Origin of the sequence: Streptomyces sp. NPDC046862 (assembly GCF_040704615.1) — a bacterium.
GTDB lineage: Bacteria > Actinomycetota > Actinomycetes > Streptomycetales > Streptomycetaceae > Streptomyces.
In genome coordinates this window covers 182,970-208,728 of sequence record NZ_JBEYXP010000010.1, presented here as the reverse complement: position 1 = coordinate 208,728, position 25,759 = coordinate 182,970, and the positions used below count along the sequence as shown (strand labels likewise).

The window sequence follows — 25,759 nt, the reverse complement described above, 5'->3', positions numbered from 1 at the left end:
AGGAGTGAGACGTCCGTCAGTCGCGGGGTGACGTCAGGTCGATCAACCGGCACACCGTCTCGATGTCGATCTTCACCTGGGCGATGGACGCGCGCCCCGAGAGCCAGGTGATGAGGGCCGAGTGCCAGGTGTGTTCGATGACGCGGACGGCGGAGAGCTGGTCGGGCGTGGGGTTCTCCAGGCCCATCGCGTCGAGGATGATCGCCGTGGTCTGGCGGGAGACCTGGTCGACCTCCGGGCTGACGCTGCGGTCCGCGAACGTCAGGGCGCGGACCATGGCGTCGGCCAGGTGCGGCTCGCGCTGCAGGGCGCGGAAGGCGCGCATCAGGGTCTCCGCCACCCGCTCCGCCGCCGTCTCGCCCGACGGCGGCTTCTTCCGCAGCGTGCCGTGCATGTGCTCCAGCTGGCTCTGCATCGTGGCGACCAGCAGATGGACCTTGGAGGGGAAGTAGCGGTACAGCGTGCCGAGCGCCACCTGGGAGGACTCCGCGACCTCGCGCATCTGCACCGCGTCGAACCCGCCCCGGCTCGCCAACTGCGCGCTCGCGTGCAGGATGCGGCGCCGGCGCGCCTCCTGCCGCTCGGTGAGGGCGGGGGTGTCGGGCTGCGCCGCTGATCGCGCGATACTGGCTTCCACCTTGGCTTCCGAAGGCATGGGTCCCGTTCCGTGACAGTTCGGCGGTTCGCGAGAGGGAACGACGAGTCAGCATGGCAGGGCATCCGGGTGCCGCGCGAATCGGTGGAGTGCGTGATTCCCGCCACCCCGTCGTGGTGTGAATCACCTGATCCACGGCCCACGACGGGGCTACCTGCCGGTAGATTCGAAGCCTCTTGAACGATCAACTCTGAAACTTGTTCTAGATTACCGTCCCGGCGTACCCTCGCGGGAAAGTGCGGGGAGAAGGGGGCCCAGAGTGACCGCTGAGGCCAGGGAGGCGGGTCCCCACGAGGGCCCCGCTGCCGACGGCATGCGACCGCTCAGCATCGCGCTCCTCACCTATAAAGGGAACCCGTTCTGCGGGGGACAGGGCGTCTACGTACGGCACCTCTCGCGCGAGCTCGCCCGGCTCGGCCACCGCGTCGAGGTCATCGGGGCCCAGCCGTACCCCGTGCTCGACGTGCTCGACGAGACCCCGGCCGACGGCCCCGGCGCGCTCTCCCTCACCGAGCTGCCCAGCCTCGACCTGTACCGCCACCCCGACCCCTTTCGCACCCCCAAGCGGGACGAGTACCGCGACTGGATCGACGCCCTCGAGGTCGCCACGATGTGGACCGGCGGTTTCCCCGAGCCGCTGACCTTCTCCCTGCGCGCCCGCCGCCATCTGCGCGCCCGGCGCGGCGAGTTCGACGTCGTGCACGACAACCAGACACTCGGGTACGGACTGTTGGGTGACGTCGGCGCCCCGCTCGTCACCACCATCCACCACCCCATCACCGTGGACCGGCAGTTGGAGCTGGACGCGGCCGAGGGCTTCAAGCGCCGCGCCTCGGTGCGGCGCTGGTACGGCTTCACCCGCATGCAGAAGCGGGTCTCGCGCCGCCTGCCCTCCGTGCTCACCGTCTCGGGCACGTCCCGCCAGGAGATCGTCGACCATCTGCGTGTCGACGCGTCCCGTATCCACGTCGTCCACATCGGCGCCGACACGGACCTCTTCTCACCCGACCCGTCGATACCGCAGGTGCCCGGCCGGATCGTCACCACCTCCAGCGCGGACGTCCCCCTCAAGGGTCTGGTCTTCCTCGTCGAGGCGCTGGCGAAAGTGCGGACCGAACACCCCCGCGCGCACCTCGTCGTCGTCGGCAAGCGCGCCGAGGACGGGCCCGTCGCGCAGGCCATCGAGCGGTACGGCCTCGAAGGCGCCGTCGAGTTCGTGAAGGGCATCTCCGACGCCGAACTGGTCGACCTCGTGCGGTCGGCCGAGGTGGCGTGCGTGCCGTCGCTGTACGAGGGGTTCTCGCTGCCGGCCGCCGAGGCGATGGCCACGGGCACGCCGCTGGTCGCCACCACCGGCGGGGCGATCCCGGAGGTCGCCGGTCCCGACGGCGAGACGTGCCTCGCGGTGCCGCCCGGCGACGCGGGGGCGCTGGCCGCCGGGCTGAGCAGGGTGCTGGGCGACCCGGAACTGCGCGCACGCCTCGGCGCGGCCGGCCGGGAGCGCGTGCTGTCCCGCTTCACCTGGGCCAGGGCGGCGGAGGGCACGGTGGCCCACTACCGGGAGGCCATCGCCCGGGCGGCGGACCGGGACGTGTCCGCGGCGGGAGCACCGGCCGGCGGAGCCACGGGGGCCCACAAGGCCGCCGGGGCGGCCGGGACCGCGTCAACAGCCGCAGCATCCGCAGCAGTTGAAGTAGTTGAATCCAATCCCGAAAGCAGGGCCACGTGCTGACCGTCGACTTCTCCCGGTTCCCGCTCGCCCCGGGGGACCGTGTCCTGGACCTCGGCTGCGGAGCGGGACGGCACGCCTTCGAGTGCTACCGGCGGGGCGCCCAGGTGGTGGCGCTCGACCAGAACGGCGAGGAGATCCGCGAGGTCGCGAAGTGGTTCGCGGCGATGAAGGAGGCGGGCGAGGCCCCGGAGGGCGCCACCGCGACAGCCATGGAGGGCGACGCCCTCGCGCTCCCCTTCCCCGACGAGTCCTTCGACGTCGTGATCATCTCCGAGGTCATGGAGCACATCCCCGACGACAAGGGCGTCCTCGCGGAGATGGTCCGCGTCCTGAAGCCGGGCGGCCGCATAGCCGTCACCGTCCCGCGCTACGGACCCGAGAAGGTCTGCTGGACGCTCTCCGACGCGTACCACGAGGTCGAGGGCGGCCACATCCGCATCTACAAGGCGGACGCTCTGCTGGCGAAGATGCGCGAGGCCGGCCTGAAGCCCTACGGCACCCACCACGCCCACGCCCTGCACTCGCCCTACTGGTGGCTGAAGTGCGCGTTCGGCGTCGACAACGACAAGGCGCTGCCGGTGCGGGCATACCACAAGCTGCTCGTCTGGGACATCATGAAGAAACCGCTGGCCACCCGGGTCGCCGAACAGGCGCTGAACCCGCTGATCGGCAAGAGCTTCGTGGCGTACGCGACCAAGCCGCACCTGCCCGGCCTCTCCGGGGAGACCGAGCTCTCCGGGAAGACCGAGGCGGACGCCCGGTGACCACCCCCCGGACAGAACACCTCGTCCTGCCCGGGGTCCTCACCGCGCAGGAGGCCGCCGAGACCGTCCGCGGCATCCTCGCCGTGCAACGGGACGACGGCGCCATCCCGTGGTTCCGCGGACACCACCTCGACCCGTGGGACCACACCGAGGCCGCCATGGCCCTGGACGCCGCGGGCGAGCACGACGCCGCCGAGCGGGCGTACGACTGGCTGCGCCGGCACCAGAACGACGACGGTTCCTGGTACGCGGCGTACGCCGACGGCGACCCGGACGACGTCACGGACCGCAGCCGGGAGACGAACTTCGTCGCGTACGTGGCCGTGGGCGTCTGGCACCACTACCTCTCCACGGGCGACGACGCGTTCCTGGACCGCATGTGGCCTACGGTGTACGCGGCCGTGGAGTTCGTGCTGGGCCTTCAGCAGGCCGGCGGACAGATCGGCTGGCGGCAGGACGACGACGGCACGCGCACCGCCGACGCGCTCCTCACCGGCTCCTCCTCCATCCACCACGCCCTGCGCTGCGCCCTGGCCATCGCCGAACAGCGCGAAGAGCCGCAGCCGGACTGGGAGTTGGCGGCGGGCGCACTGCGGCACGCGATACGGCGCCACCCCGAGCGGTTCCTGAACAAGGACCGCTACTCGATGGACTGGTACTACCCGGTGCTGGGCGGGGCGTTGACGGGCCCTGAGGCCAAGTCCCGCATAGGGGAGGGCTGGGACCGTTTCGTGGTCCCGGGTCTCGGGGTCCGCTGCGTGGTCCCCAACCCGTGGGTGACCGGCGGCGAGTCGGCCGAACTCGCCCTGGCCCTCTGGGCGATGGGCGAGTCCGACCGCGCCCTGGAGATCCTCCAGTCGATCCAGCACCTGCGCGATCAGCGGACCGGCCTGTACTGGACGGGGTACGTCTTCCAGGACGGCGCGATCTGGCCGGAGGAACTGACCACGTGGACCGCGGGGTCGCTGCTGCTGGCTGTGGCGGCGCTGGGGGGTGACGAGCCGACGTGTGCGGTGTTCGGTGGGGAGCGCCTGCCTTGCGGGCTCGACGCGGAGTGCTGTTAGAACGCCGCTGCTCTTCCGCCTCCCCCGGCACGGGTGTTCCACATTGAGCCGGGCGCGCTCCCGGATGCGCGGCACACTGCCGCAGCGCGCCCTGTTCGGGGGCCACGGCCGATTCCCATGATGGGGAAATGAGCAGGCCAGCCGGAAAGCCGGCGAACGATCCCGAATCCCTGTATGCGGCGCTGCGGTCGACGGAACGCCTCAGCCGGATCGGTTTCCTGATGACCGTCCTGATGCCGACCTGGTTCGCACTGGTCGTCCCGCTGCCGGACGGGCAGGACGGTGTCTGGTGGCCGCGGCTGGCATGCGCGGCCACCGTCTCGTTGCACCTGTACGGGCAGCACCGACTGATCCTTCGGCGCACGCTGCCCGCCCGGCAACGCATGCGGCGCCGGATCGACATCTACGTCCTGGTCGCCGTCCTTGTGACGGTCAGTCCCGTCGGCGAGTGGCTGGCGGGCCTGTGGAGCGGGCTGCCCGGCCCCGTCGCCCTGGGGCTTCCCCTCCTGTTCACCGTCGTCGTCGGCATGAGCAACCTGCGGCCGCTCATGTGGACTCAGAGCGGAGGGGGCAAGGCGCTGGCCGCGTGCCTGTCCGGCCTGCTCCTGTTTCCGGCCAGGATTCTGTGCGCGGACGGCATCCCGGCCTTGCTGATCGCAGGATTCCGGCACCCGGACCGGTCCCTGAGCCTGGCGGCCTGCGGGATCGCGGTGATCGCACTGATCATGTGGGCGTGCAGGACCGCCGCCGAGCACGATATATACGGTGCTCTCGCCGACGCCCATGCCCTGCGCAGGACACCTGGCGTCATCGCGGAGGCGGAGGTGAGGCACTGGGTGCGGCAGCGTGCCGTGGGCCGGACCGGCGGGATCGACACCTCGCTGATCCTGGGGCTCACCACCGTCGCGCAGTCGGCCGTCATGTTCAGCGATCTGAACGGCAGGATGCCCATTCGGGTCCGCCACCCCCTGACGCTGGACCAGTCAGAGCGCCTGCTCCACCTCGCACGGATGGCGCTGGACACCCTCGACGAGATGCGCACTCCCGACGGGGGCGGGCAGCCCTCGGCCGACCGGGACGTTCTGTTCGCGCGTGCGATGGTCCACCAGGTGAGCGCGACCCTCGCCCAGCGCCTCCACGAACGGGAGGACGCGGCATCGCACTACTTCGCCGCCGCGGACCACTACGCCGAAGCGGAGATGACGAACTCGGCGGCGCTCTGCCGGATATGGGGTCACGTCGAACTGGGGGCGGCCTTCTTCGTCCCGGCCGACGCCCTGGAAGGGCTGGAGGCCGTCAGGGACGACGAACGTCTGGTCCGTATCGTCCGCAGGCTGGCCGGGACGATAGCGGAGATCATGCGCGCCGTTCGTGATCACGGGCCGGACGGGCGCGTGAACCTGCGCAGGCAGGCGAAGCAGGTGGTGCGTGAGGACTACACCGGGGACGTCCGGGTGTTGTGCGCGGAGGCACCCGACGGTATCCCTCAACTGATGACGAGGAGCACGCAGAACGTCCTGACCGAGTCGCTGCGCATGCTCGACGAAATGGCGACCCACGGCGTGATCCTGAAGCAGGGCACGGGTGAGGGCTACGGGGGCATGGCCCGGGCCGTGCGCCGGACCGACGATCTGCTGGAGGGAGCCAAGAACTCCGCCGCCGCGGGACGGGAGGAGCACGCCCGGTACCTGGCCGTGCGGGCCCAGGCGGAAGCGCTGCGCTACGGCGACTTCATGGCGTACACGACCGCGAGTGACTTCGTCATGGACCTGGAGCTGGAGGGACAGCGGTGGTCCGCGCTGTACCAGGAGATGACGGACGCCGCGGAGGTGGCCGAGCTGGCCCGCCAGCAGACGCTCGAGCCGCAGCGGAAGAGCGCAGCGACCTTCACCCAGCAGCAGCGGTACGCCGCCATCGTCGCGCTCCTGCTGGAAGGGTGGCAGGACGTGGACTGGCCGCCGCCGGACGCGGAGGCCAGGGCGCTGGAGGTGGTGGAGCGCTCGCGTTCCCGCGCCCTGCTGGACGTGCTGGGCGAGACCCTGACCATTCCCGTGTCGGGTGAGCTGGAGCCGCTGGCCCGCCGCGAACGGAAGGCACTGGACGAACTGCGGTCCCGGCGCGCGGCGTTGGTGTCGATCGGCGGTACCGCCGCGGAGGACGCCGACGCGCTGGCCGGGGTGCGGCGGGCCGAGTACCGGCTCCGCGCGGTTCAGGACGAGATCGAAGCCACCGGGGACGCGGGCGCCGAGTACCTCCAGTTGCGGCGCGGCACCCCGATCGGCTTCCCGGAGATCCGGGCTCTGCTGCGCGAGGCGAGCGGCATGGATCAGCCGGGCGCGAGCAGCAGGTGAACCTCGCCCTTGGGCCGGGCCGACATGACGTCACGCAGTGTGGCGAGCGTGCCGGCCAGTACGACGCCGCGGCCGCGGTCGAGCACGTCCAGGACGGTCAGCCCCTCGACGACGCGGGTGGCCCCGCGTGAGGGTACGACCAGCGCCGAGACCGTGGCGCCGCGCCGGACGGCCGGGGGAGGGGCCGAGGCGGGCTTCACGGTCAGGACCACCTCGCCCCCCGCCAGCGCGGCAGGGGGAAGCCGGGGTCCCAGGGCATCGGAGGCCACCGCTTTGTGCGCCTGGACGGGACGCAGCAGATAACGCCCCAGCAGCATCGTGCAGTTCGGTCCACGCACATCGTTGCCGGTGAGCTGGTGGTACGCGGTCAGGGTGGCCCGTGCCCGGCACGGGGGCTCCCCGCCCGGCCGCAGTACCGCCAGGACCGAGGCCACCACCGTCAGCGCCAGCAGGAGAGCGGCCAGCCGAGGGCCCAGGCGCAGGGGAACCACGGTGTTCGGCGCGGGCGCGGGTACCGGCAGCGCCGGCATCGGGGCGGGGGTGTGCGCCCCGGCGGCGGGAGCCGTGTAGCCGAGCTCGCCGACGGAGTCCGTGTCGATGGCGCCCAGCACCCACAGGCGGGTCAGGGCGCGCCACTGGCGGCGCTCCTGCGCGTATCCGGTGGGACGCGTCAGACCCATCGTGTCCAGGAGCGTCCACCGGTGGACGTCGAACGCGGCCCGGTAGAGCTGGCCGTAGGCCTGTGCGGCGCCGATCGCGCCCCGGTAGCCCGCCCAGGCGGCGGCCCCGCCGCCGAGTACGCAGACAGCCGCCCCGTACCAGGGCAGGAGGAACACAGCCAGCGTGCCGCCGACCACGACGAAGGCGACGCCGAGGCCGCTGACGGTCACCATCGTCTCCAGGCCGGCGGCGGCGGCCACAAAGAGCTGTGTGAAGCTGTCGGGCAGTGTCGGGTAGAGCCGGGGCCAGGCCGACACGCCGTCGAGGTCGTAGCGGTAGAGGCTGTGCATCTCCGCCCCGCGCAGCACATTGCCCAGGGTGGTGGGCATCAGATGCCGGTCGGCCGACGGGTACTCCCGCCGGCGCAGGTCCTGCTCACCGGCCGCGTCGCGCAGCTCCTTGTGCCGCCGGCGGCACCGCGCGGCCAGACTGCAGCCGCCCGGCAGCCGGTCCCAGTAGCCCTCCAGGAGCCGCACCAGCCCGAGCCGCCGGGCCTCCACCAGCCGACCCAGCAGCACAACCGCGCCCAGGACGACCAGGGGTACGAGGAGTTTGGCCGCGGGGTCGAGGGCGCGCCAGGCCCGCAGGGCGGGAGACCAGCCGGCCCCGGAGGCGATGACCGCGCCGACAGCGGTGAGAAAGCCGAGCACCGGGGCGTAGGTGCTGGTGAGCTGCCTGCGGTCCAGCAGGCCCGTGATCGTCTCGACGAGCCCGCCCATTCACTCGGCCCAGAACGGTACGAACAGGTGGCCGCCCGCCGAGCACTCGACGTCGGTGTCGGGAGGCCACCGCGGGAAGGAGTTGGTGGCGCGGCACACACTCACACCGCAGCGCAGGCGCAGCGGTGCCGACGGATCGGGCGCCTCGGGCACGCCCGGGGGCGTGACCTCCAGCCCCAGGACGTTGCCCGGCCCGGTCGCCGCCAGCTCTGCCGCGAGCAGCTCGGTGACCGTCCCCGCCGCGATGACTCCGACGGGCCGTCCTCCCCTGGTCACGACGACAGCGGGGACTCCGTCCAGCAGGGCGCGCAGAACGGGCGCGTCGGTGAGCAGCGCCTCGACGGCCAGGTCGTCCGGCACCACCACCGCGGGCCAGGCGCCCGTGGGGCCGACCAGGCCCGCGGGCTCGCCGTCCCGGCCGGTCAGTACGGCGCACTCGTCCATGCGGCGCGCCAGACTCAGCCGCAGAAGGGGCGCCTCGGTGCCGGAGAGGAAGTCGGTGGCCATCGCGTCGGCCACGTTTCGTCGAACCGCCACGGTCATACCCAATCGCCGGTGAGGAGGAACGGGGCCCAGTAGCGGGGATCGGCGAACGGATGCCGGTCCGCGGTAGGTGAGCCGGTCCCTCTCCGCGACAGCAACGCCGTCTGCGTCTGGAGCAGTTCCAGGCGCTCGCGCTCCGTGTGCGGCAGCGCCGGATCCGCCGCCAGGCCGCGGTAGAGGGCGAGGGCGCCCGCGAAGTCGTCGGACGTGAGGCGCAGCCACGCCTCGTGTTCCCTGACGATGCGCGCGAAGCCCGGTTCGTCGCCCAGGCGTCGGCAGGCCGTGTCGGCGTGGACGAGCACGTCCGCGGAGCTGAGACCGCGCAGCCACATCTGGGCCACCCGCAGGGCGTCCGCCTTCGACAGCCCCGCCTGCAACTCGGTGTAGAAGCGGGTGAGCAGCATGCTGGTGGACAGTTCGTCCACGCGCCACAGGCTCACCAGTGCGGTCGGGGTGCCCGCGTAGAACAGCGACCAGGCCAGACCGATCATGTCGTCGCCCGCGGTGCTCGCCCCGACGCCGCTCTCGCACGCCCCAAGGGTCACCAGGTCGACGTCGAGCGACAGCCCGAGGATGTCGGCCGCGGTCAGTCGGCCGTCCGACAACTCGATGCCCGACTGCATGGGGGCTTGCGGGTCGTAGACCCCGTGCGCGGTGAAGTGCAGGATGTCCGGCCAGTCCTGCTGTCCCCTCAGGGTCCGGATGAGCGACTCCCGGGAGGCGTCCGGCCCCGAGACGAGCCGGCAGTGATCGAACTCCTCCGCGATCGCCAGTGCCTGCTCACGCGCGAAAACGAGGGGCGCGGGCGCCCCGGCCGGATCGGCCACAATCAGCGCCGAACGCCGGCGCCCCTTGCGCTTGGCCCGGCAGTAGCGCAGCGCCGAGGCGCTGGGTACGGTCACCACCGGGTGCCGGTCGATCACCGGTGCGCCGTCCACCTGCACGGCATGGAGCGGAATCCTGTGCAGGACGTTGTGGGGTACGAAGTACAGCAGGTCACCCGGAAGCGCGGCGGTCAGCGCCGGCCTCACCAGGGTGGCCAGTGCCGGATCCCGCAGCACCTCCGCCGTGTCCGCCCCGCCGACCTGTTGGGCAAGGCGCTCCAACACCGCCTTCGTGACCCGGGACTTGGTGACCTCCGGAGCGTGGCCTTCGGGCGTCACCACGAACACGTAGGTGTCGTGCTCGCTCACGCTGTACTCCACGAGAACGACACGCCGACCGGAGGTCCTCACGCACACCGCCGTGGTGCACACCACTTGGCCACGAGACCCCCGTTTCCTGGCAGACCATCTGATTGTGTCGAAAGATCCGCGTCTGGACAGGGGCGCAAAGCGGTGGGTGGGCGCGCCGTCCGTGGCCGCGCGCGCCCCCCGGTCGAGCCGTCTTCCGGTCAGTGCCGGTAGATCCGGTTCGCGACGGCGTGGCCCACCATTAGGTAGACCACCGCTGCGAGGCCGTAGCCCGCGACGACGCGTGCCCATTCCTCGTCGAAGGTGAACAGGTCGTGGGACCAGCCCGCCAGCCAGCGGGCCGTCTCGTGGATGAACTGCACGAAGTCGTTCGCGCGGTTCGCGTCCAACAGGTACATCAGGATCCACAGGCCGAGGATGAAGGCCATGATGTCCGCGATGATCGCGATGATCCTCCCGGCCTGGGTGGAGCGATAATGAGGGGACATATCCTCCGGGTTGCCCTTGAAGCCCGGGCCAAACCACACGGGCGTAACGCAGCCCCCCGCCGCGAGTGTTCGGCCGTCAGTCGCCCTTTGTTCAAACGGTGTTGGCCCGCAGGACCGCCAGACGTAACCCCCGTCACCGACGATCCTGGCCCACCCTGGGGGAGGTGCTGGTGTCCGTCGACAGACCCATGCAGGAAGAGCCCCGCTTAACCGTCATCAGACCCACGCGCCGCAGGCTGCTGCGCACCCTCGCGGTCGCGTTGCCCGTCCCGCTGATCGGTCTCGTTCTCCTCATGGCCTCGGGGAACCTGCTGCTGCCCCTGCAGAGGGTCGTCACCATCGAGGCCAAGATGGCCTCCAAACGGGACTTCTTCCAGGACCCGGAGGTCGAACGGCTGCTGATGAAGCACGGCTTCCGCGTGCACATCACCAACATGGGCTCCCGCGAGATCGCCGTCCAGGACGTCGAGGGCTACGACGTCGTCTTCCCGTCGGGCCAGCCCGCCGCAGACCTGATCACCCGTGAGCGCGCACGGGCCAACCATCCGGCGCTCACCTACCGCCCGTTCGTCAGCCCCATCGTGCTGGCCACCTACCGGCAGTACGCCGAGACGCTGGTGGACGCGGGGGTCGCCGAGGCGCAGCCGGGCTCGGGGGACCGGCCCCTGTACTACCGGCTCACCATGGACCGCTTCCTGAACCTCACCAGCGAGGGCAAGCGCTGGTCGGACCCGGACCCGGACATCGGCATCGGCATCGAGCGCCACGGCGTACGCAACTCCAACAAGATCCTCGCCCAGACCTCCGACATCTGCGAGTCCAACTCCGCCGGCACCTATCTCGGTCTCGTCGCCTTCGTCGAGAACGACAACGACGCCCCGGACGACACCAGGACGGCCGACAGGATCGCCCAGCGGATCAAACCGCTCCTCGTGGAACAGGGCCTGCCCTCCTCCGAGCGCGCCGAGACCTATCTCTCCGTCGACGGTCAGAGCCTCGCGCCGATCTCCGTCATCTACGAGCACCAGTTCCTGGCCCACCAGATCCAGTACAAGGCCGACGAGGGCAGGACGGACGACGACCGTGTCCTGCTCTACCCCTCGACCCGCTTCGTCACCGAGCCCCAGCTCGTCGCGCTCACCAAGGACGGCGCCCGGCTCGGCGAGCTGATCCGCGACGACCCCGAACTCCAGCACCGTGCCATGGAACTGGGCTTCCGGGGACGGGACGCCCGGCGCGACGCGACCAGCGACCAGCTCGCCGAGTTCCTCACCGACCGGGGCATCCCGGTGCCCGTCACCTCCTCCGACGACACCCGGGCGGTGCTGCCCCGGCTGGCCCTGCTGGAGCGGATGATCCAGCGAGTGGGGGGCTGCCCGCCCGCCGAGGCCGGCGAGTGAGCGGGGGAAGACGGGCCCCGACCCCGCGTCCGGTTCTGTCCCTGCGTCTGGTTCCCTCCCTGCGTCTGGTTCTGGCCCTGTCTCTGTCCTTCTCCCTGCTCGCCGCGCTCACCGCCTGTACCGGCGGCAAGGGCGAGCACGACCCCGTCACGTTGCGCGTGCTCGCCGGCCCCGACCTCGCCGTACTCGCCCCGCTGCTGGGGGAGTTGAGGGACGCGACCGGCGTGGAACTCGACATGGACTACCGGGCCACGGCCGAGCGGGAGATCCCGGCGGACGCCGGATACGACCTCGCCTGGCTCTCCGACGACCGGTACCTGCGGCTCAGCGGCCGGAAGCCCACCGAGCGGTTCCAGCGGACCCCGACCATGACGTCCCCGGTCGTGGTCGGCCTGGAGCCGGACGTGGCACGCAGGTTGCGCGCCGGAGTGCCCGGCGGCCGGCTCACCTGGGCCGACATCGCGGACGCCGCCGCCACCGGCACCGTGCGCTTCGGCATGGCCGACCCCCGCCGCACCGGCAGCGGACTCGCCGCGCTCGTCGGAGTCGCCACCGCGGCGGCCGGCACCGGAGGAGTCCTGCGCGCCCAGGACGTCTCCTGCGACCGGCTGCGCGGCTTCCGCTCCGGCCAGGCGCTCACCGCGTCCACCGCGCCCGACCTGCTCGACGCCTACGTCGAACGCCAGAACGGCACGGCCGAGCCCCACACGCCCAACACGCCCAACACGCCCAACGCGCTGATCACCTACGAGTCCGACCTGCTCGCCCTCAACGCCTCCGGCCGCCTCAAGGACGACCTCGACGTCATACGCCCCGAGGACGGCATGGTCCTCTCCGACTTCCCGATCCTCCTGCTCGCCCCAGCCCACCGCGCCGCCTACGACCGGGTCACCGAGTGGATCCAGCGGGACTCGGTCCAGGAGGAGATCATGCGGCGGACGCTGCGCCGCCCGGTGAAGGCGACCGTGACCCGCTCCGCGCAGTTGCGCGCGCCGGTCGGCAATGCGCTGTACTTCCCCGGCGAACTCGCCGTTCTGAGACGGTTGTTGGACGACTACGGTGACCCGAACCGGCGCGTCGCCGACCAGGTCGTGTTCCTCCTCGACTTCTCCGGATCGATGCGCGGCGCCCGCATGGCCGAACTCCGCGACGCCTTCGCCGGTCTGAGCGGCGCGGACTCCTCGGCGACCGGCAAGTTCACGCGGTTCCACCAGGGGGAGCGGCTGACCGTGGTGCGGTTCGGCGGTCGGGTCCTTCAGGAGCGGACCGTCACCGTCCACGGGCCCGCCGACCTGAAGACCCTCGCCGACACCGTCGCCCGCGGCGGTTACGGCGACGCCACCGCCGTGTGGACCGCCCTCGACCACGGCTACCGCACCGCGGCCCGCACCCTGGCCGACGATCCCGAACGGGCCGTGTCCCTGGTGCTGATGACGGACGGCGAGAACAACGCGGGCATCACCTATGAGGAGTTCGTGCGGCGTTACGAGGCGCTGCCCGGCCGGGCGCGCGCCGTCCACACCTACCCCGTGCACTTCGGCGAGGCCGACGCCGGCGAACTGCGGCGCGCGGCGGCGAAGACCGGCGGGCACATGGTGGACGCCGACCAGTCGTCCCTTTCCGAGGCGTTCAAGGAGATCCGTGGCTGCCGTTGACGCACTGTGGTGGAGAGCGTGGTGGCCGTGGATGACGGTCTGGCTGATGACGGCCGCCGGGGTCGCGGCCGTCGCCGTCGTGCTGGTGCGCCATGTCCGCGAGCGGCGCAGACGCACGAACAGGACCCCGTACAGCATCTGCTTCTTCCTGGACGAGCAGTCCGTGATGGACCTGTACCGGAGCAACTTCGGGGCCGCACTCGAACAGGCGGTGGAGCACCAGACCAACGTCAACACCAGCGTCGGCCTTGTCGGCAAGCTCCTGCCCTGGACGGTCAAGGCGAACAGGGACGTCTCCCAGGCGAAGTTCACCTCGTACGTGCAGAAGAACGAGCCCATCACCGTGATCGGGATGCTGATGGACGCGTTCGAGCGGGAGGACGCCGTCGTCCACGCCGACCTGCGCGGCGGAACGATTCGCCCGAACCGGGCCCTCGTCGACGCCCTGGACGGCGACGGGCGGGTGGCGCTGAGCGACATAGAGGAGTTCGTGTCGGTCCGGGGCCGTTTCCTCATGGACCCGGACACCTCGGAGGGCATCGTCCTGCGCGCCTCGTACGACGAAGGCCCGGAAGCGCCGTACGTACGGGTCGTCGGCGCGCGTGAGGGCCTGCGCCGCGAGACGATACCCGACGGCACCTTCCGGGCCCGCTGCCTGGGCAAGATGACCGGCTGGCACCCGGACTCCGGCGAGGTCACCCTGGAGGCCATCGCCATCTTCCGCTAGCGGGTGGCCGGTGGCCGGTAGCGGGTGATGGGGGGCCGGTAGTAGGTCAGGAGTTGAGCTCGGCCAGCACCCGCAGCGTGGTCCGGTCCGGGGACAGGAGCAGCAGGTCCGTCACCGGGCCCTTGCGCCACAACTCCAGGCGCTCGGCGATGCGTTCCCGAGGCCCGACCAGGGAGATCTCGTCGGCGAACGCGTCCGGGACGGCCAGCACGGCCTCCTCGCGACGGCCCTCCAGGAACAGCCGCTGGATCCGCCGCGCCTCCTCCTCGTACCCCATACGCGCCATGAGGTCGGCGTGGAAGTTCCGCTTGGCGTGCCCCATTCCGCCGATGTAGAAGCCGAGCATCGTCTTCACCGGCAGCAGCCCTTCGGCCACGTCGTCGCAGACCTGGGCGCGGGCCATGGGCGCGACGAGGAAGTCCTCAGGCGCGTCGGTGAGCGAGGCCTCGTACACCTCCGAGCGCGTCGGGGACCAGTACAGCGGGAGCCAGCCATCCGCGATACGCGCCGTCTGCGCGATGTTCTTCGGCCCCTCCGCGCCCAGCAGGACCGGCAGGTCGGAGCGGAGGGGGTGCGTGATCGGCTTGAGGGGTTTGCCGAGGCCGGTGCCGTCCTCGCCGCGGTACGGGTGGGAGTGGAAGCGCCCGTCCACGGCGACCGGGGCCTCGCGCCGGAGCACCTGGCGTACGACGTCGACGTACTCCCTGGTCGCGGTGAGCGGTGACGACGGGAACGGGCGCCCGTACCAGCCCTCGACGACCTGGGGGCCGGAGAGCCCGAGGCCAAGCATCATCCGTCCGCCGGAGAGGTGGTCGAGGGTGAGGGCGTGCATCGCGGTGGTCGTGGGGGATCGGGCCGCCATCTGGGCAACCGCCGTGCCCAGCCTGATCCTTGACGTCTGAGCCGCGATCCAGGTCAGCGGGGTGAAGACGTCCGAGCCCCACGATTCCGCCGTCCACACGGAGTCGTAGCCGAGCCGCTCGGCCTCCTGCGCCAGCGGGACGTGGTCCGGGGAGGGGCCGCGCCCCCAGTAGCCGAGTGCGAGCCCTAGCCGCATCGTATGCCTCCTGACGATCCGTCAGCCGACTGGGAGGACGACTGTACGGTAGCGGCCCCCCCGCCCGGAAGGGCAGTTCCATGGGTAGCCGACCTGGCCGCTCAACAGCGCAAAGTCATCAGGCGTCGTACCCGCCCCTCGCTCTTCTCCTGGTCTGCCCATCCCTTCCAGTGCGACGCACCTGAAGGCGATGGCTAAAAAGCTACTCACGCAGTGTCATTGGAGTTTTTACTATTTTCACACTGATAACGGAAGTCGCGAGAGCCTCATCTCGGACTTCAGTGGGATATTCGCCTGCTTACGCGGCATCTGGTACGTGCTCGGTATTCATCGCACAAGGAGAAACGTTGAGGCGTCGAATCATTTGGACTTTGCCGACTGTGGCTGTGGTCGCTGCGTGCTTGCCCGCGTCCTTCTCAGGCTCGGCTTCGGCAGCCGTCGCGTGTGGCGTGGGCTATGCCGACAAGGACTCCAGTTCCTGGAAGGCCACCGCCACAGCAACCATAACGTGGATGTACAGCGGACCAAGAACGTCCTGTTCGGGAACCGATGCCGCAAACCCTTGGGAGCGCCTCGACTACCATTGCGCTGCCCAAGGCTCGGACGGAAACTTCTGGACCTACCTTCGTAACGACAGCTCCAACAAGTACGGCTGGGTCCGTAATAGCAATTTGAGCGACGGTGGAAGTTATGTGAACTGCTGACGCGCCATAGCGGCCTCGTCTTCTCTTGCGGCTGATCGAGGGGCGATCCCGGGCGAAGAACAAGGGTCAAGCGCCGGGCGGGCACGCCTCGCCCAAAAAGGACCACAGCCATTTGCTGGTAGGCTCATTCTGTCCCCGGCTTCGGGCTTCTCCCCACTGCAGGATCACCAGCCTGTCAGCCGATGTGAATGCAGAACTCATCGCGGAGATAGGTCCGTTGTGGCGCGAATGGTACCAGGCCAAGCTCGTGTCCAGACCGGGGAAACGGGCTGTGGGTGTCGGAGCGAGGCACCGGCTGGTGTTCATCGACCGGCTCCTGGCCACTCTCGTCCAGCTGTGACACGGGACCACCCACGATGTGCTGGCCTGCCGGTTCGGCGTGGACTGCTCCGCCATCACCCGGGCGTCGGCGAGGTGCGCCCCTTGCGCGCCGAGTGATGGTGCACTGTCAGTCCGGACGTACGGCTGCAAACCCTGGCCGAGGTCATCGACCATCTCGGCGAGGCGGAAGTCCGGGATCATCGATGGTGCCGAGATCCGGGTCCGGCGGCTGGCTGCCCGACGCACGGGCCGGGACAGGCGAATCTCCGGCAAGAGCAAGCAGACGCCGCCAAGACCATGGTGAGAACTGCCCGGGCATTGGCCCGTCACTTCGGTCACCTCGAGCACATGAACGCCATGGTCCAAGCTGTCGCGGTCTGTTGCCGCTCCAGCAGACCGCGAACCTAATCCCGGGGACGCAGAGGGGAACCGATCGCGCCCAAGCGTCCTCGACGTCTCACCGCCAACCATGCATGAGGCCGTGGGGAGCTTGATCGATCGCCAGCCAAGGGCTGCGGTGGTTGATGTTCCATCAGTTGGCGCGCAGAACCTTCGGACATATTTCGCTGAATGAGAATGGGCGACCGTGTTGAAGATGGGCCCCGTCTAAAGCAGGGGCCCATCGAGGACGGTAGGGCTCAGCCGCGCTGGATGCCCGACGTGTCCTGCAGGACACCGCGGCGGCCGTCCTGTGTCTGCGCGACCAGCGCCGGACCGCGCTGCTCGACGGCCAGGTACCACGTACCCGGCGCCAGCTCGGCGATCGTCGCCTGCGAGCCGTCCTCCGCGAACAGCGGACGCGGCACCGGCACCGCGAACCAGAACGGCGAGAACTCGCTCGCCGGCGGCTGCGGGGTCTGCGCCTGCTGCGGCTGGGCGCCACCGTACGGCTGCTGGCCCTGCTGGCCCTGCTGGCCCTGCTGGGGCTGACCGCCGAAGGGCTGCCCCGGCTGTCCCGGACCTGGCTGCTGGGCGCCGGGGTAGCCGTAGCCGCTGGCCGGCTGTGCGCCGTACGGCTGCGGGGCCTGCGGGCGCGGGGCGGGGACGAGGGCGCCCTTGAGGGCGGGGACGAGGGGGGTGGCGACGGCTCCGGCGGCCATGATCAGGGTGGCGATGAAGGCGATGATCATGCCGGTGCCGGGGCTGACGCCGATGTCCGCGCTGCTGCTGTTGTCGGCTCCGCCCATCACGTCGAAGATGTTGCCCAGCGCGCTCCACGCGGCGAAGATCGTGAATGCGACACCGAACTGGCCGAGGTCGAGGCCGGCGACCTTGGGCGTCTGGGGCAGACCCCGGGAGACGACGACGAGCGCGGCGCCGATGATCCCTGCCAGGACGACGCTGAGCAGGACCGGCCCGCTTCCCCAGAGGTTCGGGAGGTCGGCGCTGTCGGAAGCCCCGTCGACGGAGTAGAGGTCGAGGAACGACGCGATGAACAGCAATACCGCTGCTCCGATCACCACGCCGTCGCCTCTAGTGAGGGAGCGGATATTCACTTCAGGTCCTTCGTCAGTCGTCACGTCATCGGTGGAGGCGTCGCTGACACCATGTCGCCGTGTGGCTGTGGTGCGAAGCGCAGGGGTGGCCCCTCATCGTAGGGACGACACTATCGTCCGACCGGTGATGGCGTCCGCCGGGATCAGCCCGCGAATCACTACCGTGCAGAAAACTCACGATTCCGTTACTCGAAGTCTCAGTGACTCGGCATCCCAGGCGTTTCTGCCTGAAAGGTCCGTGGCGGTGTCACCGGAGCGCGAGCTGCGCTTCGGTGTCCTGACGACGGTCTCCCGTTTCCTTCCGCCGCGGATGCGGCAGGCTTGCGCCACCTGCCCGCCCGCCTCGGCCGCTGTTTCGGCCGGGGCGTTGGCGGCGGGTCTTGTGGTCGGCTCCACGGGGTTTCGACACGCTCTGCGTGTCCTGGTCTCCGGCCACTCCGGTACCAGTGGTGACAGCCGCCGCGAGGGCGACCAGGTTGCGGGCCGCGTTCTCGTCCCGGTCCAGGACCAGGCCGCAGGCGTCGCAGGTGAAGAGCCGAACGTGCAGCGGCAGCTTGGCTTTCACCGCGCCGCAGTTCGAGCAGGTCTTGGAGGAGGGATACCAGCGGTCTGCGACGATGGTGCGGCAGGCGTTCCACCGGCCCTTGTAGGTGAGCTGACGTCGGATCTCCCCGAACCCCGCATCGGCCACGTGCCGGGCCAGGCGGCGGTTGCGGAGCATTCCAGCGACGTTGAGGTCTTCGACCACCACGGTGCCGTACTCCGCGAGCACTCGGGTGGTGAGTTTGTGCAGCGTATCGGCGCGCAAGTTTGCCACTCGATGGTGGATCTTGTTGCGCTCGGCGTTGGCCTTCTCCCATCGTTTCGACGGCTTCTGACCTGTCCTGCGGTCCGGTCCCTGCCGCCGAGAGGCTCGGCGGGAATGGAACCGCAGCAGCTTGAGGGTGCCGTCCAGGTGTTTTGGGTTTGGCACGTAGCGGATCTCGCCCGAACTGTCAGTCAGTACTGCCAGGTGTTTCACACCCAGGTCGATCCCGACTGCGGTGTCCGGGCGGTCGATGCGGGTGATCTCCCGTGCGGTCTCAACCTGGAGGGAGACAAACCAGCGTCCGCGCTCGTGCCGGACAGTCGCGGAGAGGATGCGTGCCGTCCCGGCCTGAACGCGAGTCAAGAGCTTGAAGGTGTGTTCGTGGGTGCGGATCGTGCCCAGCCGGGGCAGGGTGACGTGCCGACCGGCTGGATCGACACGGATCGTGCCGGTGGTGAAGCGGCAGGCCAGGCGGCCTCTTCGTTTGGACTTGCGCCGCGGCATGCCCACTCGGCACCCCTTGCGCTTGCCCTGCTTGGACTTGGCGTAGTTGTCGAAGGCGGCGGCCGCGTTCGCTAGCCCGGTGTTGTAGGCCTCCTTGGAGTTCTCATGCCACCAGTTGACGAACCTGGGGTCGGTGGTCTTGACCCGGTTGAACTCCTTGCGTAGCGCGGGCAGCGACCACGGCCGCCACGGGGTCAGACCCTCCTCGCCGATGCCGTAGGTGGCTTCGGCTTTACGCTGCCACCACGAGTCGGTCACCCAGGACACGGCCCAGTTGTAGGCGGCGCGGGCGGCACCGCAGTGCGAGCGCAACGCCTGCTCCTGTGTGGAGTTGGGGTCGAGGGCGAACCTGTAGGCCTGCATCGTGTAACCGGGCCGCGGCCGGAACTTCCCGCTCACTCCCCTCCCCTCCAAGAAGATCCCCTTACTGAACCCAACGCGCACCCCGCCTAAAGGCCACGCATTCGATGAAAGAACTTCTGTTCTAGCCCGGGGGGCAGGGCCCGGGGCCTACCCCGCACAGGGCGTGCCATGACGGCCGTCCCGGTCGCAGGGTTATGCCATCACTGCACAGGCCGGGGAGGCTGAGAGCACCATGGATTGCTCGGCAGCTGTCGTCTACTTGCTCAGGAAGCTTGAGATGCCCTCAGAGATCCCCTGCGCCGCCTTCTGCCGCCAGGCACCACTGGTGAGGAGTGCCGCGTCCTTGCTGTCGCGCATGTTGCCGCACTCGATGAACACCTTGGGAACCGTTGACAGATTGAGACCGCCCAGGTCCTGACGTGTGACGAGACCGGTGCCGCCGCCGACGTAGTTGGAGGGCGCGCTGCCGGTGTTGCGGACGAACCTGCCCGCGACCCGCTCGCCCAGGTCGCGGGAGGGGGCGACGATCGGCCGGGTGTCGGCACCGCCGGAGTGCACGGCGCCCGGCAGGATCACATGGAACCCGCGGTTCCCGGCGCCCGACCCGTCGGCGTGGATGGACACGACGGCGTCGGCCTTGGCCTCGTTCCCGATCCGGGCCCGCTCGTCGATGCACGGTCCCCACGCCCGGTTCCCGTCCTGGGTCAACTTCACCGTGGCGCCCTGCTCTTCGAGGATCTTCCGAGCCCTCCGTGCCACGTCGAGCGTGAAGTCGGCCTCGGTGTAACCGGAGTTGGTGGAGGTCCCCGTCGTGTCGCATTCCTTCCAGTTCGTGCCGATGTCGACCTTGCGGTTGATCTCGGTGGTGTGCCGGAAGTTGCCGGGGTTGTGACCGGGGTCGAGGACGACGACCTTGCCCTTGAGGGGGCCGGAGGGGGCGGGGTCGGAGGACGAGCGGGATTCCGAGCGGGAGGCCGAGGGGCTCGGGACCTTGTCGTCGTCGCCAGGCCCGGTGGAGGCGGTCCTGTTCGAGGGTGCGGACGTCTTCGCCGAGTTCGAGGTGCCGGGGGCGCCCGCCGAGGACGACGACGCCGCGGCCGCCGTGCTGCCGGAGCCGCCTCCGTCCCCCGAGCTCCCCGTGGCCTGCCACAGCAGCCACCCCGCCAGTGCCCCCGGCACCAACGCGGCGACCGCGACCACGAGAGGGCGGCGGAGCGGGGAACGGCGGGGCTGGGGCGGATCGAAGTCCGGGCCTACGTACGACACGTGTGCCACCTTACGGGGCGGCCATGGGCTCCGCAGGCCGGTGACACCGCTCGGGTGAACGTCCCGTCAGATCCCCGCGCCCGTCCGCCGCAGCACCCGCAGCGAGCCGGTCACCGAGACCTCCGTGAAGGCGCCGGACCCCAGGGCCCTGAGGTAGACGCGATACGGGGCCTGACCGGTGAACTCGTCCTCCGGGTCCGGGAACACGTCGTGGATGAGGAGCAGGCCGCCCTCCGCCACATGAGGTGCCCAGCCCTCGTAGTCGGCGCTGGCGTGCTCGTCGGTGTGGCCGCCGTCGATGAAGACGAGGGCGAGGGGAGTGCCCCAGATCTTCGCGACCTGCGGGGAACGGCCGACCAGGGCGACGACGTGGTCCTCCAGGCCGGCCCGGTGCAGGGTGCGCCGGAAGGTGGGGAGAGTGTCCATGATGCCGAGGTCGGGGTCCACGGTGGACGGGTCGTGGTAGTCCCAGCCGGGCTGCTGCTCCTCGCTGCCGCGGTGGTGGTCGACCGTCAGCGCGGTGACCCCGGCGGCCCGGGCCGCGTCGGCGAGCAGGATCGTGGAGCGGCCGCAGTACGTGCCGACCTCCAGGAGCGGCAGCCCGAGCCGACCCGCCTCGACGGCCGCCGCGTACAGCGCGAGCCCCTCGTCCGTGGGCATGAAGCCCCTCGCGGCCTCGAACGCGGCCAGGGTCTCCGGCTTGGGGGCGGCGGATTCGGCGGGTGCGGCGGTCATGGGGCTCCTGTCGGTCGTACGAGCGTGTCGTACTGATGTCCGGCTGATGTCCGGGCGCCCATGCTGCCGCACCCCCGAGCCGGAGACGGACAGGGGGTGCGGCCAGGAGTTGGGGTCAGGCCTTCACGGCCGTACCCGGCAGGGGCAGGTCCACGTCGACCGCGTTCTCGCCGCCGGTGTGGGTCGCGGACGAGGCGAGGGGGCCGTGGCCGGTGGCGCGGGCCGCCAGGACGTAGGTGCCCCCGGTGGGGATGGCGAGGGCGTACGAGCCGTCCTCGTCGGAGACCGTCGCGCCCGCCCGGCGTCCACGCCGGTCGATCAGCGTGACCCTGGCGCGGGCGACCGGGGTGCCCTCGGAGTCGAGGACACGGCCGCGGAAGCCCCCCAGTACCTCGGTGGCCCGGCGCAGGTTCGCGTCCTCCTCGCTGCTCGCGCGCAGCTGCGGTCCGGTCGCGGGGCGGCGGCCCGGCAGGAACAGGGCGAGCACCAGGCCCAGCGCGACCGCGGCGGTGGCGATCAGGAAGGAGACCCGGAAGCCGTGCATGGTCGGGATCGCGACGCCGTTCACGTTGTTCGCGGTGTTGGCGAGGACCATGCCGATGACGGCGCTCGACACCGACGTACCGATGGACCGCATCAGGGTGTTGAGGCCGTTGGCCGCGCCCGTCTCGGAGGCCGGGACCGCGCCGATGATCAGCGCGGGGAGCGAGGAGTAGGCTAGGCCGATGCCGGCGCCGAGGAGCACCGAGATGACGAGGCTCTGCCAGGCGGCGCTCATCAGGCCGAGGCCGGCGCCGTAGCCGATCGCGATGATGAGCATACCGAGGATCAGGGTGACCTTGGGGCCGTACTTCGCCGACAGGCGGGCGTAGACGGGTGCCGTGAACATCATCGTCAGGCCGAGCGGCGCCACGAGCAGACCCGCGACGACCATCGACTGGCCGAGGCCGTAGCCGGTGGCGGTGGGCAGCTGGAGGAGCTGCGGCAGGACCAGCGAGACGACGTAGAAGGAGACGCCGACCATGATGGAGGCGAGGTTGGTGAAGAGCACCGCGGGGCGGGCCGTGGTGCGCAGGTCGACGAGGGGCGCCTTGGTGCGCAGCTCGAAGATGCCCCACAGGAGCAGGACGAGGGCGGACGCGGCGAACAGGCCGAGCGTGGTGCCCGAGGTCCAGCCCCAGTCGCTGCCCTTGGTGATCGGCAGGAGGAAGAGGACCAGGCCCGTGGAGAGGCCGAACGCGCCCAGGACGTCGAAGGATCCCTCCGCGCGCATCGGGGACTCCGGGACGACGAGCAGGGTGAGCGCGATGGCGAGGACGCCGAGGCCGGCGGCGCCGTAGAACAGGGCGTGCCAGTCGCTGTGCTGGGCGATGAGGGCCGCGGCGGGCAGGGCGAGGCCGCCGCCGACGCCGATCGATGAGCTCATCAGGGCCATCGCCGAGCCGAGCCGCTCACGGGGCAGCATGTCGCGCATCAGGCCGATGCCCAGCGGGATCGCGCCCATGGCGAAGCCCTGGAGGGTGCGGCCGACGATCATCGGGAGCAGGGTGCTGGTGAGCGCGCTGACCAGAGCGCCGACCACCATCACGGCGAGGCTGAGGACCAGCAGGCGCCGCTTGCCGTAGAGGTCGCCGAGGCGGCCCATGATCGGCGTGGCCACGGCGCCCGAGAGCAGGGTCGAGGTCAGGACCCAGGTGGCGTTGCTCGGGGCGGTGTCCAGCAGCGTCGGCAGGTCCTTGATGACCGGGACGAGCAGGGTCTGCATCACCGCGACCACGATCCCCGCGAAGGCCAGAACCGGAACGACGGCTCCGCTCGCTCTCCGGGTGGGTCGGTCTGCGGTCGTGTGCGTCATTGCGTGGGGCCTCCGGGCCGGGTGGGAGAAGGGGAGTCCGGGCGGCCGGACTCGGAATCGTGCGGGGTTGTGTCTTACGGGTCGTGCGGGTCGTGCGGGTCGTACGTTGGTCATGCGGGTCGTACGTGTCATACGGGGTCGTGCGGGGTACGTGAGTGGTGAACCCCGTGTGCCTGGGCAACTATTCCGATGCTTCGGGTCACTAACGAATTCTTGACCTTCGCATGGGTTTCTGACGCCCCATCAAGGTCCCTGGGGCCGGACGGCGTGCCCGCGGGGAGGGGCGTAGGTCTGGCGCCCGAGGCGGACCGGCGCGAAATGCCGATGCCGTCGCGACGGGTGGTTGAGACCATGAGCCCCATGCTCAGAGCCGCCGAAGACACGCGCGTATCCGGTCGTACCGCGCCACCCACCTGGCTCCTCGTCGCGCTCGCGTGCGCCGGGCAGTTCCTCGTCGTCCTCGACGTGTCCGTCGTCAACGTGGCGCTGCCGTCGATGCGGACCGACTTGGAGCTCGGCGTGACCGGACTGCAGTGGGTGGTGAACGCGTACACCATCGCCTTCGCCGGCTTCATGCTGCTGGGCGGGCGGGCCGGTGACCTGTACGGGCGCAAGCGGATGTTCCTGACGGGGCTCGCCCTCTTCACGCTGGCCTCGCTCGGCGGCGGCCTCGCGCAGGACGGCTGGCACCTGCTCATCGCGCGGACCGTCCAGGGGCTCGGGGCCGCGGTGCTCGCGCCCTCGACGCTGACCATCGTCACCTCGGCCGTACCGGAGGGGCCCGCCCGCGCACGGGCCATCGCCACGTGGATGGCGGTCGGCGCCGGCGGGGGAGCGGCGGGCGGCCTGGTCGGCGGGTTGCTGGTGAACGCCCTGTCGTGGCGGTGGGTGCTCCTCATCAACGTGCCCGTGGGCGCCGTGGTGCTGACCGGCGCGGCATGGTGGCTCGTGGAGAGCAGGGCGAGGGACGGGCGCCGGCTCGACCTGCCCGGCGCGGTCCTGGTGACGGCGGGCCTCGCGACCCTCGCCTACGGCATCGTGCAGACCGAGGCCGAGGGGTGGACGGCGGCCGTGACGCTGGTGCCGCTGCTCGCCGGACTGGGGCTGATCGGCGCCTTCCTGGCCGTCGAGGCACGGACGCGGGCACCGCTGATGCCGCCGAAGCTGCTGCGGCTGCGGTCGGTGGCGTCGGCGAACGCCGCGATGTTCCTGTGCGGAGCGGTGATGTTCTGCACCTGGTACTTCATGACCCTGTACGCGCAGACCGTGCTGGGCTACGACCCGCTGGCCGCCGGGCTCGCCCTGGCGCCGAGTTCGCTCGCGGTGGTGCTCGGCGCCCAGCTCGCGCCCCGGCTCATGCGGGTGCTCGGGGCACGCCATGTCGTGGTGCTCGGGGTCCTGGTGGCCGCCGCCGGGTTCGGGTGGCAGTCGACGATGACGGCGGACGGCCCGTATCTGACCGCGATCATGATTCCCGGCATCCTGATGATGGCGGGCGGCGGCCTGTCGGCGACCCCGCTCGCCGCGCTCGCCACCTCCGGGGCGGCCCCCGAGGACGCCGGCCTGGTGTCCGGGCTCGTCAACACCTCGCGGACGATGGGCGGTTCACTCGGCCTCGCCGCCATGTCGACGGTCGCGGCGGCCCGTACGGCGGGCGGTACCTCGCCGGAGGCCCTGACGGAGGGGTACGCGCTGGTGTTCCGCACGGGCGGGACCGTGCTCCTCGTGGCGTCGGTGCTGATGTTCGCGTGGCTGCCGCGCAGCACGTCGGCGGACTGACCTCGGCCTCCGGCCCTAGGGCCCTTCTGATGGATCTCCGCGGCGTCGCGACGCCCGGCACGCACTCTCGCCGCACCGGACAAAAGCCCTAGTAGCTCCGCTACGAGGGCTTCCGCCCGGCACGCCGAGAGCACGCACCGAACGCCGCTCCTTCTCCCACGGAGATCCATCAGAAGGGCCCTAGAGCCACCCCTGCTGCCGGGCCTCCCGCATCGCCTCCATGCGGTTGCGCGTGGCCGTCTTGCCGATGGCGGAGGAGAGGTAGTTGCGGACGGTGGACTCGGAGAGGTGGAGTTTCGCGGCGATGTCGGCGACGGTCGCACCGTCCGCGGAGGCCTTGAGGACGTCGCACTCGCGGGCCGTGAGCGGGTTGGGGCCCGCGCTCAGGGCGGCCGCGGCGAGCGCCGGGTCGATGACGGTCTCGCCGGTCAGCACCCGGCGGACGGCCTCGGCGAGCTCCTCCACGGGTCCGTCCTTGACCAGGAACCCGGCGGCGCCCGCCTCCATGGCCCGGCGCAGGTACCCCGGCCGCCCGAACGTGGTGAGGATCAGCACCCGGCAGTCCGGCACCTGGTCGCGCAGCTCGGCGGCGGCGTCCAGGCCGCTGATGCCCGGCAGTTCGATGTCCAGCAGCGCCACGTCGGGGCGGTGGATGAGCGCGGTGTCCACGATCGTGTCCCCGGTGGCGATCTGGGCCACGACCTCGATGTCCGCCTCCATGCCGAGGAGCAGCGCGAGGGCGCCGCGCATCATGCCCTGGTCCTCGGCGAGCAGCACTCTGATGGACTTGGCGGGCCGATGCTCCCGCGGCATCTCGTTCACGGCCCAAGAGTAGGGCGCTCACGGCAGGGCGCGAGGGC

At 70.7% G+C, this 25,759-nt stretch carries 20 protein-coding genes; 8 read left to right on the top strand and 12 right to left on the bottom strand.

Annotated features, from left to right (window positions below; all coding sequences use genetic code 11):
• Positions 1–16: 16 nt before the first annotated feature.
• On the bottom strand, positions 17–655 hold the full coding sequence (locus AB0959_RS13990) for a TetR family transcriptional regulator (RefSeq protein WP_366826623.1): 639 nt from the start codon (positions 653–655) through the stop codon (positions 17–19).
• Positions 656–914: 259 nt separating this feature from the next.
• On the opposite strand from AB0959_RS13990, the gene AB0959_RS13985 reads away from it, so the two are divergent.
• The 4 genes from AB0959_RS13985 (at position 915) to AB0959_RS13970 (ending at position 6,566) form a co-directional block, all read left to right on the top strand.
• Entirely contained in the window at positions 915–2,387 is a 1,473-nt protein-coding gene (locus tag AB0959_RS13985; RefSeq protein ID WP_366826622.1) for a glycosyltransferase family 4 protein, read from the top strand.
• Complete coding sequence (locus AB0959_RS13980; RefSeq protein ID WP_366826621.1) at positions 2,381–3,151, top strand: class I SAM-dependent methyltransferase; 771 nt, start codon at positions 2,381–2,383, stop codon at positions 3,149–3,151. The genes AB0959_RS13985 and AB0959_RS13980 overlap by 7 nt, the downstream gene beginning before the upstream one ends.
• Positions 3,148–4,215, top strand: coding sequence for a prenyltransferase (locus AB0959_RS13975; protein WP_366826620.1), 1,068 nt, complete (start codon positions 3,148–3,150; stop codon positions 4,213–4,215). The genes AB0959_RS13980 and AB0959_RS13975 overlap by 4 nt, the downstream gene beginning before the upstream one ends.
• A 128-nt stretch (positions 4,216–4,343) precedes the next feature.
• Complete coding sequence (locus tag AB0959_RS13970; protein ID WP_366826619.1) at positions 4,344–6,566, top strand: hypothetical protein; 2,223 nt, start codon at positions 4,344–4,346, stop codon at positions 6,564–6,566.
• Here the strand turns inward: AB0959_RS13970 and AB0959_RS13965 are convergent.
• The 4 genes from AB0959_RS13965 to AB0959_RS13950 form a co-directional block, all read right to left on the bottom strand.
• Complete coding sequence (locus AB0959_RS13965) at positions 6,542–8,005, bottom strand: hypothetical protein (RefSeq protein WP_366826618.1); 1,464 nt, start codon at positions 8,003–8,005, stop codon at positions 6,542–6,544. The two genes, AB0959_RS13970 and AB0959_RS13965, sit on opposite strands and share 25 nt — an antisense overlap.
• The gene (locus AB0959_RS13960; protein ID WP_366826617.1) at positions 8,006–8,542 is read right to left on the bottom strand and encodes a hypothetical protein; all 537 of its coding nucleotides are present in this window, start codon (positions 8,540–8,542) and stop codon (positions 8,006–8,008) included. It lies immediately after the preceding gene.
• Between the two features lie 2 nt (positions 8,543–8,544).
• Positions 8,545–9,741, bottom strand: a complete 1,197-nt coding sequence (locus tag AB0959_RS13955; protein ID WP_366826616.1) for a CHAT domain-containing protein — start codon at positions 9,739–9,741, stop codon at positions 8,545–8,547.
• Between the two features lie 200 nt (positions 9,742–9,941).
• A complete protein-coding gene (locus AB0959_RS13950; protein ID WP_366826615.1) occupies positions 9,942–10,229 on the bottom strand; it encodes a hypothetical protein in 288 nt (95 codons plus the stop codon).
• Between the two features lie 170 nt (positions 10,230–10,399).
• Here AB0959_RS13950 and AB0959_RS13945 point away from each other — a divergent pair, with 170 nt between their 5' ends.
• From AB0959_RS13945 to AB0959_RS13935, 3 genes are read left to right on the top strand one after another with little or no spacing between them, the layout of a single operon-like run.
• The gene (locus tag AB0959_RS13945; protein WP_366826614.1) at positions 10,400–11,629 is read left to right on the top strand and encodes a hypothetical protein; all 1,230 of its coding nucleotides are present in this window, start codon (positions 10,400–10,402) and stop codon (positions 11,627–11,629) included.
• Positions 11,626–13,284, top strand: coding sequence for a VWA domain-containing protein (locus AB0959_RS13940; RefSeq protein WP_366826613.1), 1,659 nt, complete (start codon positions 11,626–11,628; stop codon positions 13,282–13,284). The genes AB0959_RS13945 and AB0959_RS13940 overlap by 4 nt, the downstream gene beginning before the upstream one ends.
• Positions 13,271–14,011, top strand: coding sequence for a hypothetical protein (locus tag AB0959_RS13935; RefSeq protein WP_366826612.1), 741 nt, complete (start codon positions 13,271–13,273; stop codon positions 14,009–14,011). Before AB0959_RS13940 ends, AB0959_RS13935 begins: the two co-directional genes overlap by 14 nt.
• Before the next feature lie 46 nt (positions 14,012–14,057).
• On the opposite strand, the gene AB0959_RS13930 is transcribed toward AB0959_RS13935, so the two are convergent.
• From AB0959_RS13930 to AB0959_RS13905, 6 genes are all read right to left on the bottom strand, one after another.
• Positions 14,058–15,068, bottom strand: a complete 1,011-nt coding sequence (locus AB0959_RS13930) for an LLM class F420-dependent oxidoreductase (protein ID WP_366826611.1) — start codon at positions 15,066–15,068, stop codon at positions 14,058–14,060.
• A gap of 1,663 nt (positions 15,069–16,731) precedes the next feature.
• Complete coding sequence (locus AB0959_RS13925; RefSeq protein WP_366826610.1) at positions 16,732–17,589, bottom strand: hypothetical protein; 858 nt, start codon at positions 17,587–17,589, stop codon at positions 16,732–16,734.
• A gap of 247 nt (positions 17,590–17,836) precedes the next feature.
• Positions 17,837–19,300 (bottom strand): IS607 family element RNA-guided endonuclease TnpB, encoded by a 1,464-nt coding sequence (tnpB, locus tag AB0959_RS13920; protein ID WP_366826609.1) that lies wholly within the window; start codon positions 19,298–19,300, stop codon positions 17,837–17,839.
• A gap of 219 nt (positions 19,301–19,519) precedes the next feature.
• Complete coding sequence (locus tag AB0959_RS13915; protein WP_366826608.1) at positions 19,520–20,530, bottom strand: N-acetylmuramoyl-L-alanine amidase; 1,011 nt, start codon at positions 20,528–20,530, stop codon at positions 19,520–19,522.
• 66 nt (positions 20,531–20,596) lie between these two features.
• Positions 20,597–21,265, bottom strand: coding sequence for a class I SAM-dependent methyltransferase (locus AB0959_RS13910; protein WP_366826607.1), 669 nt, complete (start codon positions 21,263–21,265; stop codon positions 20,597–20,599).
• 115 nt (positions 21,266–21,380) lie between these two features.
• On the bottom strand, positions 21,381–23,120 hold the full coding sequence (locus AB0959_RS13905) for an MFS transporter (protein WP_366826606.1): 1,740 nt from the start codon (positions 23,118–23,120) through the stop codon (positions 21,381–21,383).
• Positions 23,121–23,471: 351 nt separating this feature from the next.
• Here AB0959_RS13905 and AB0959_RS13900 point away from each other — a divergent pair, with 351 nt between their 5' ends.
• The gene (locus tag AB0959_RS13900) at positions 23,472–24,899 is read left to right on the top strand and encodes an MFS transporter (RefSeq protein WP_366826605.1); all 1,428 of its coding nucleotides are present in this window, start codon (positions 23,472–23,474) and stop codon (positions 24,897–24,899) included.
• Positions 24,900–25,079: 180 nt separating this feature from the next.
• On the opposite strand, the gene AB0959_RS13895 is transcribed toward AB0959_RS13900, so the two are convergent.
• Entirely contained in the window at positions 25,080–25,712 is a 633-nt protein-coding gene (locus AB0959_RS13895; protein ID WP_366826666.1) for a response regulator transcription factor, read from the bottom strand.
• Between the last annotated feature and the right edge of the window lie 47 nt (positions 25,713–25,759).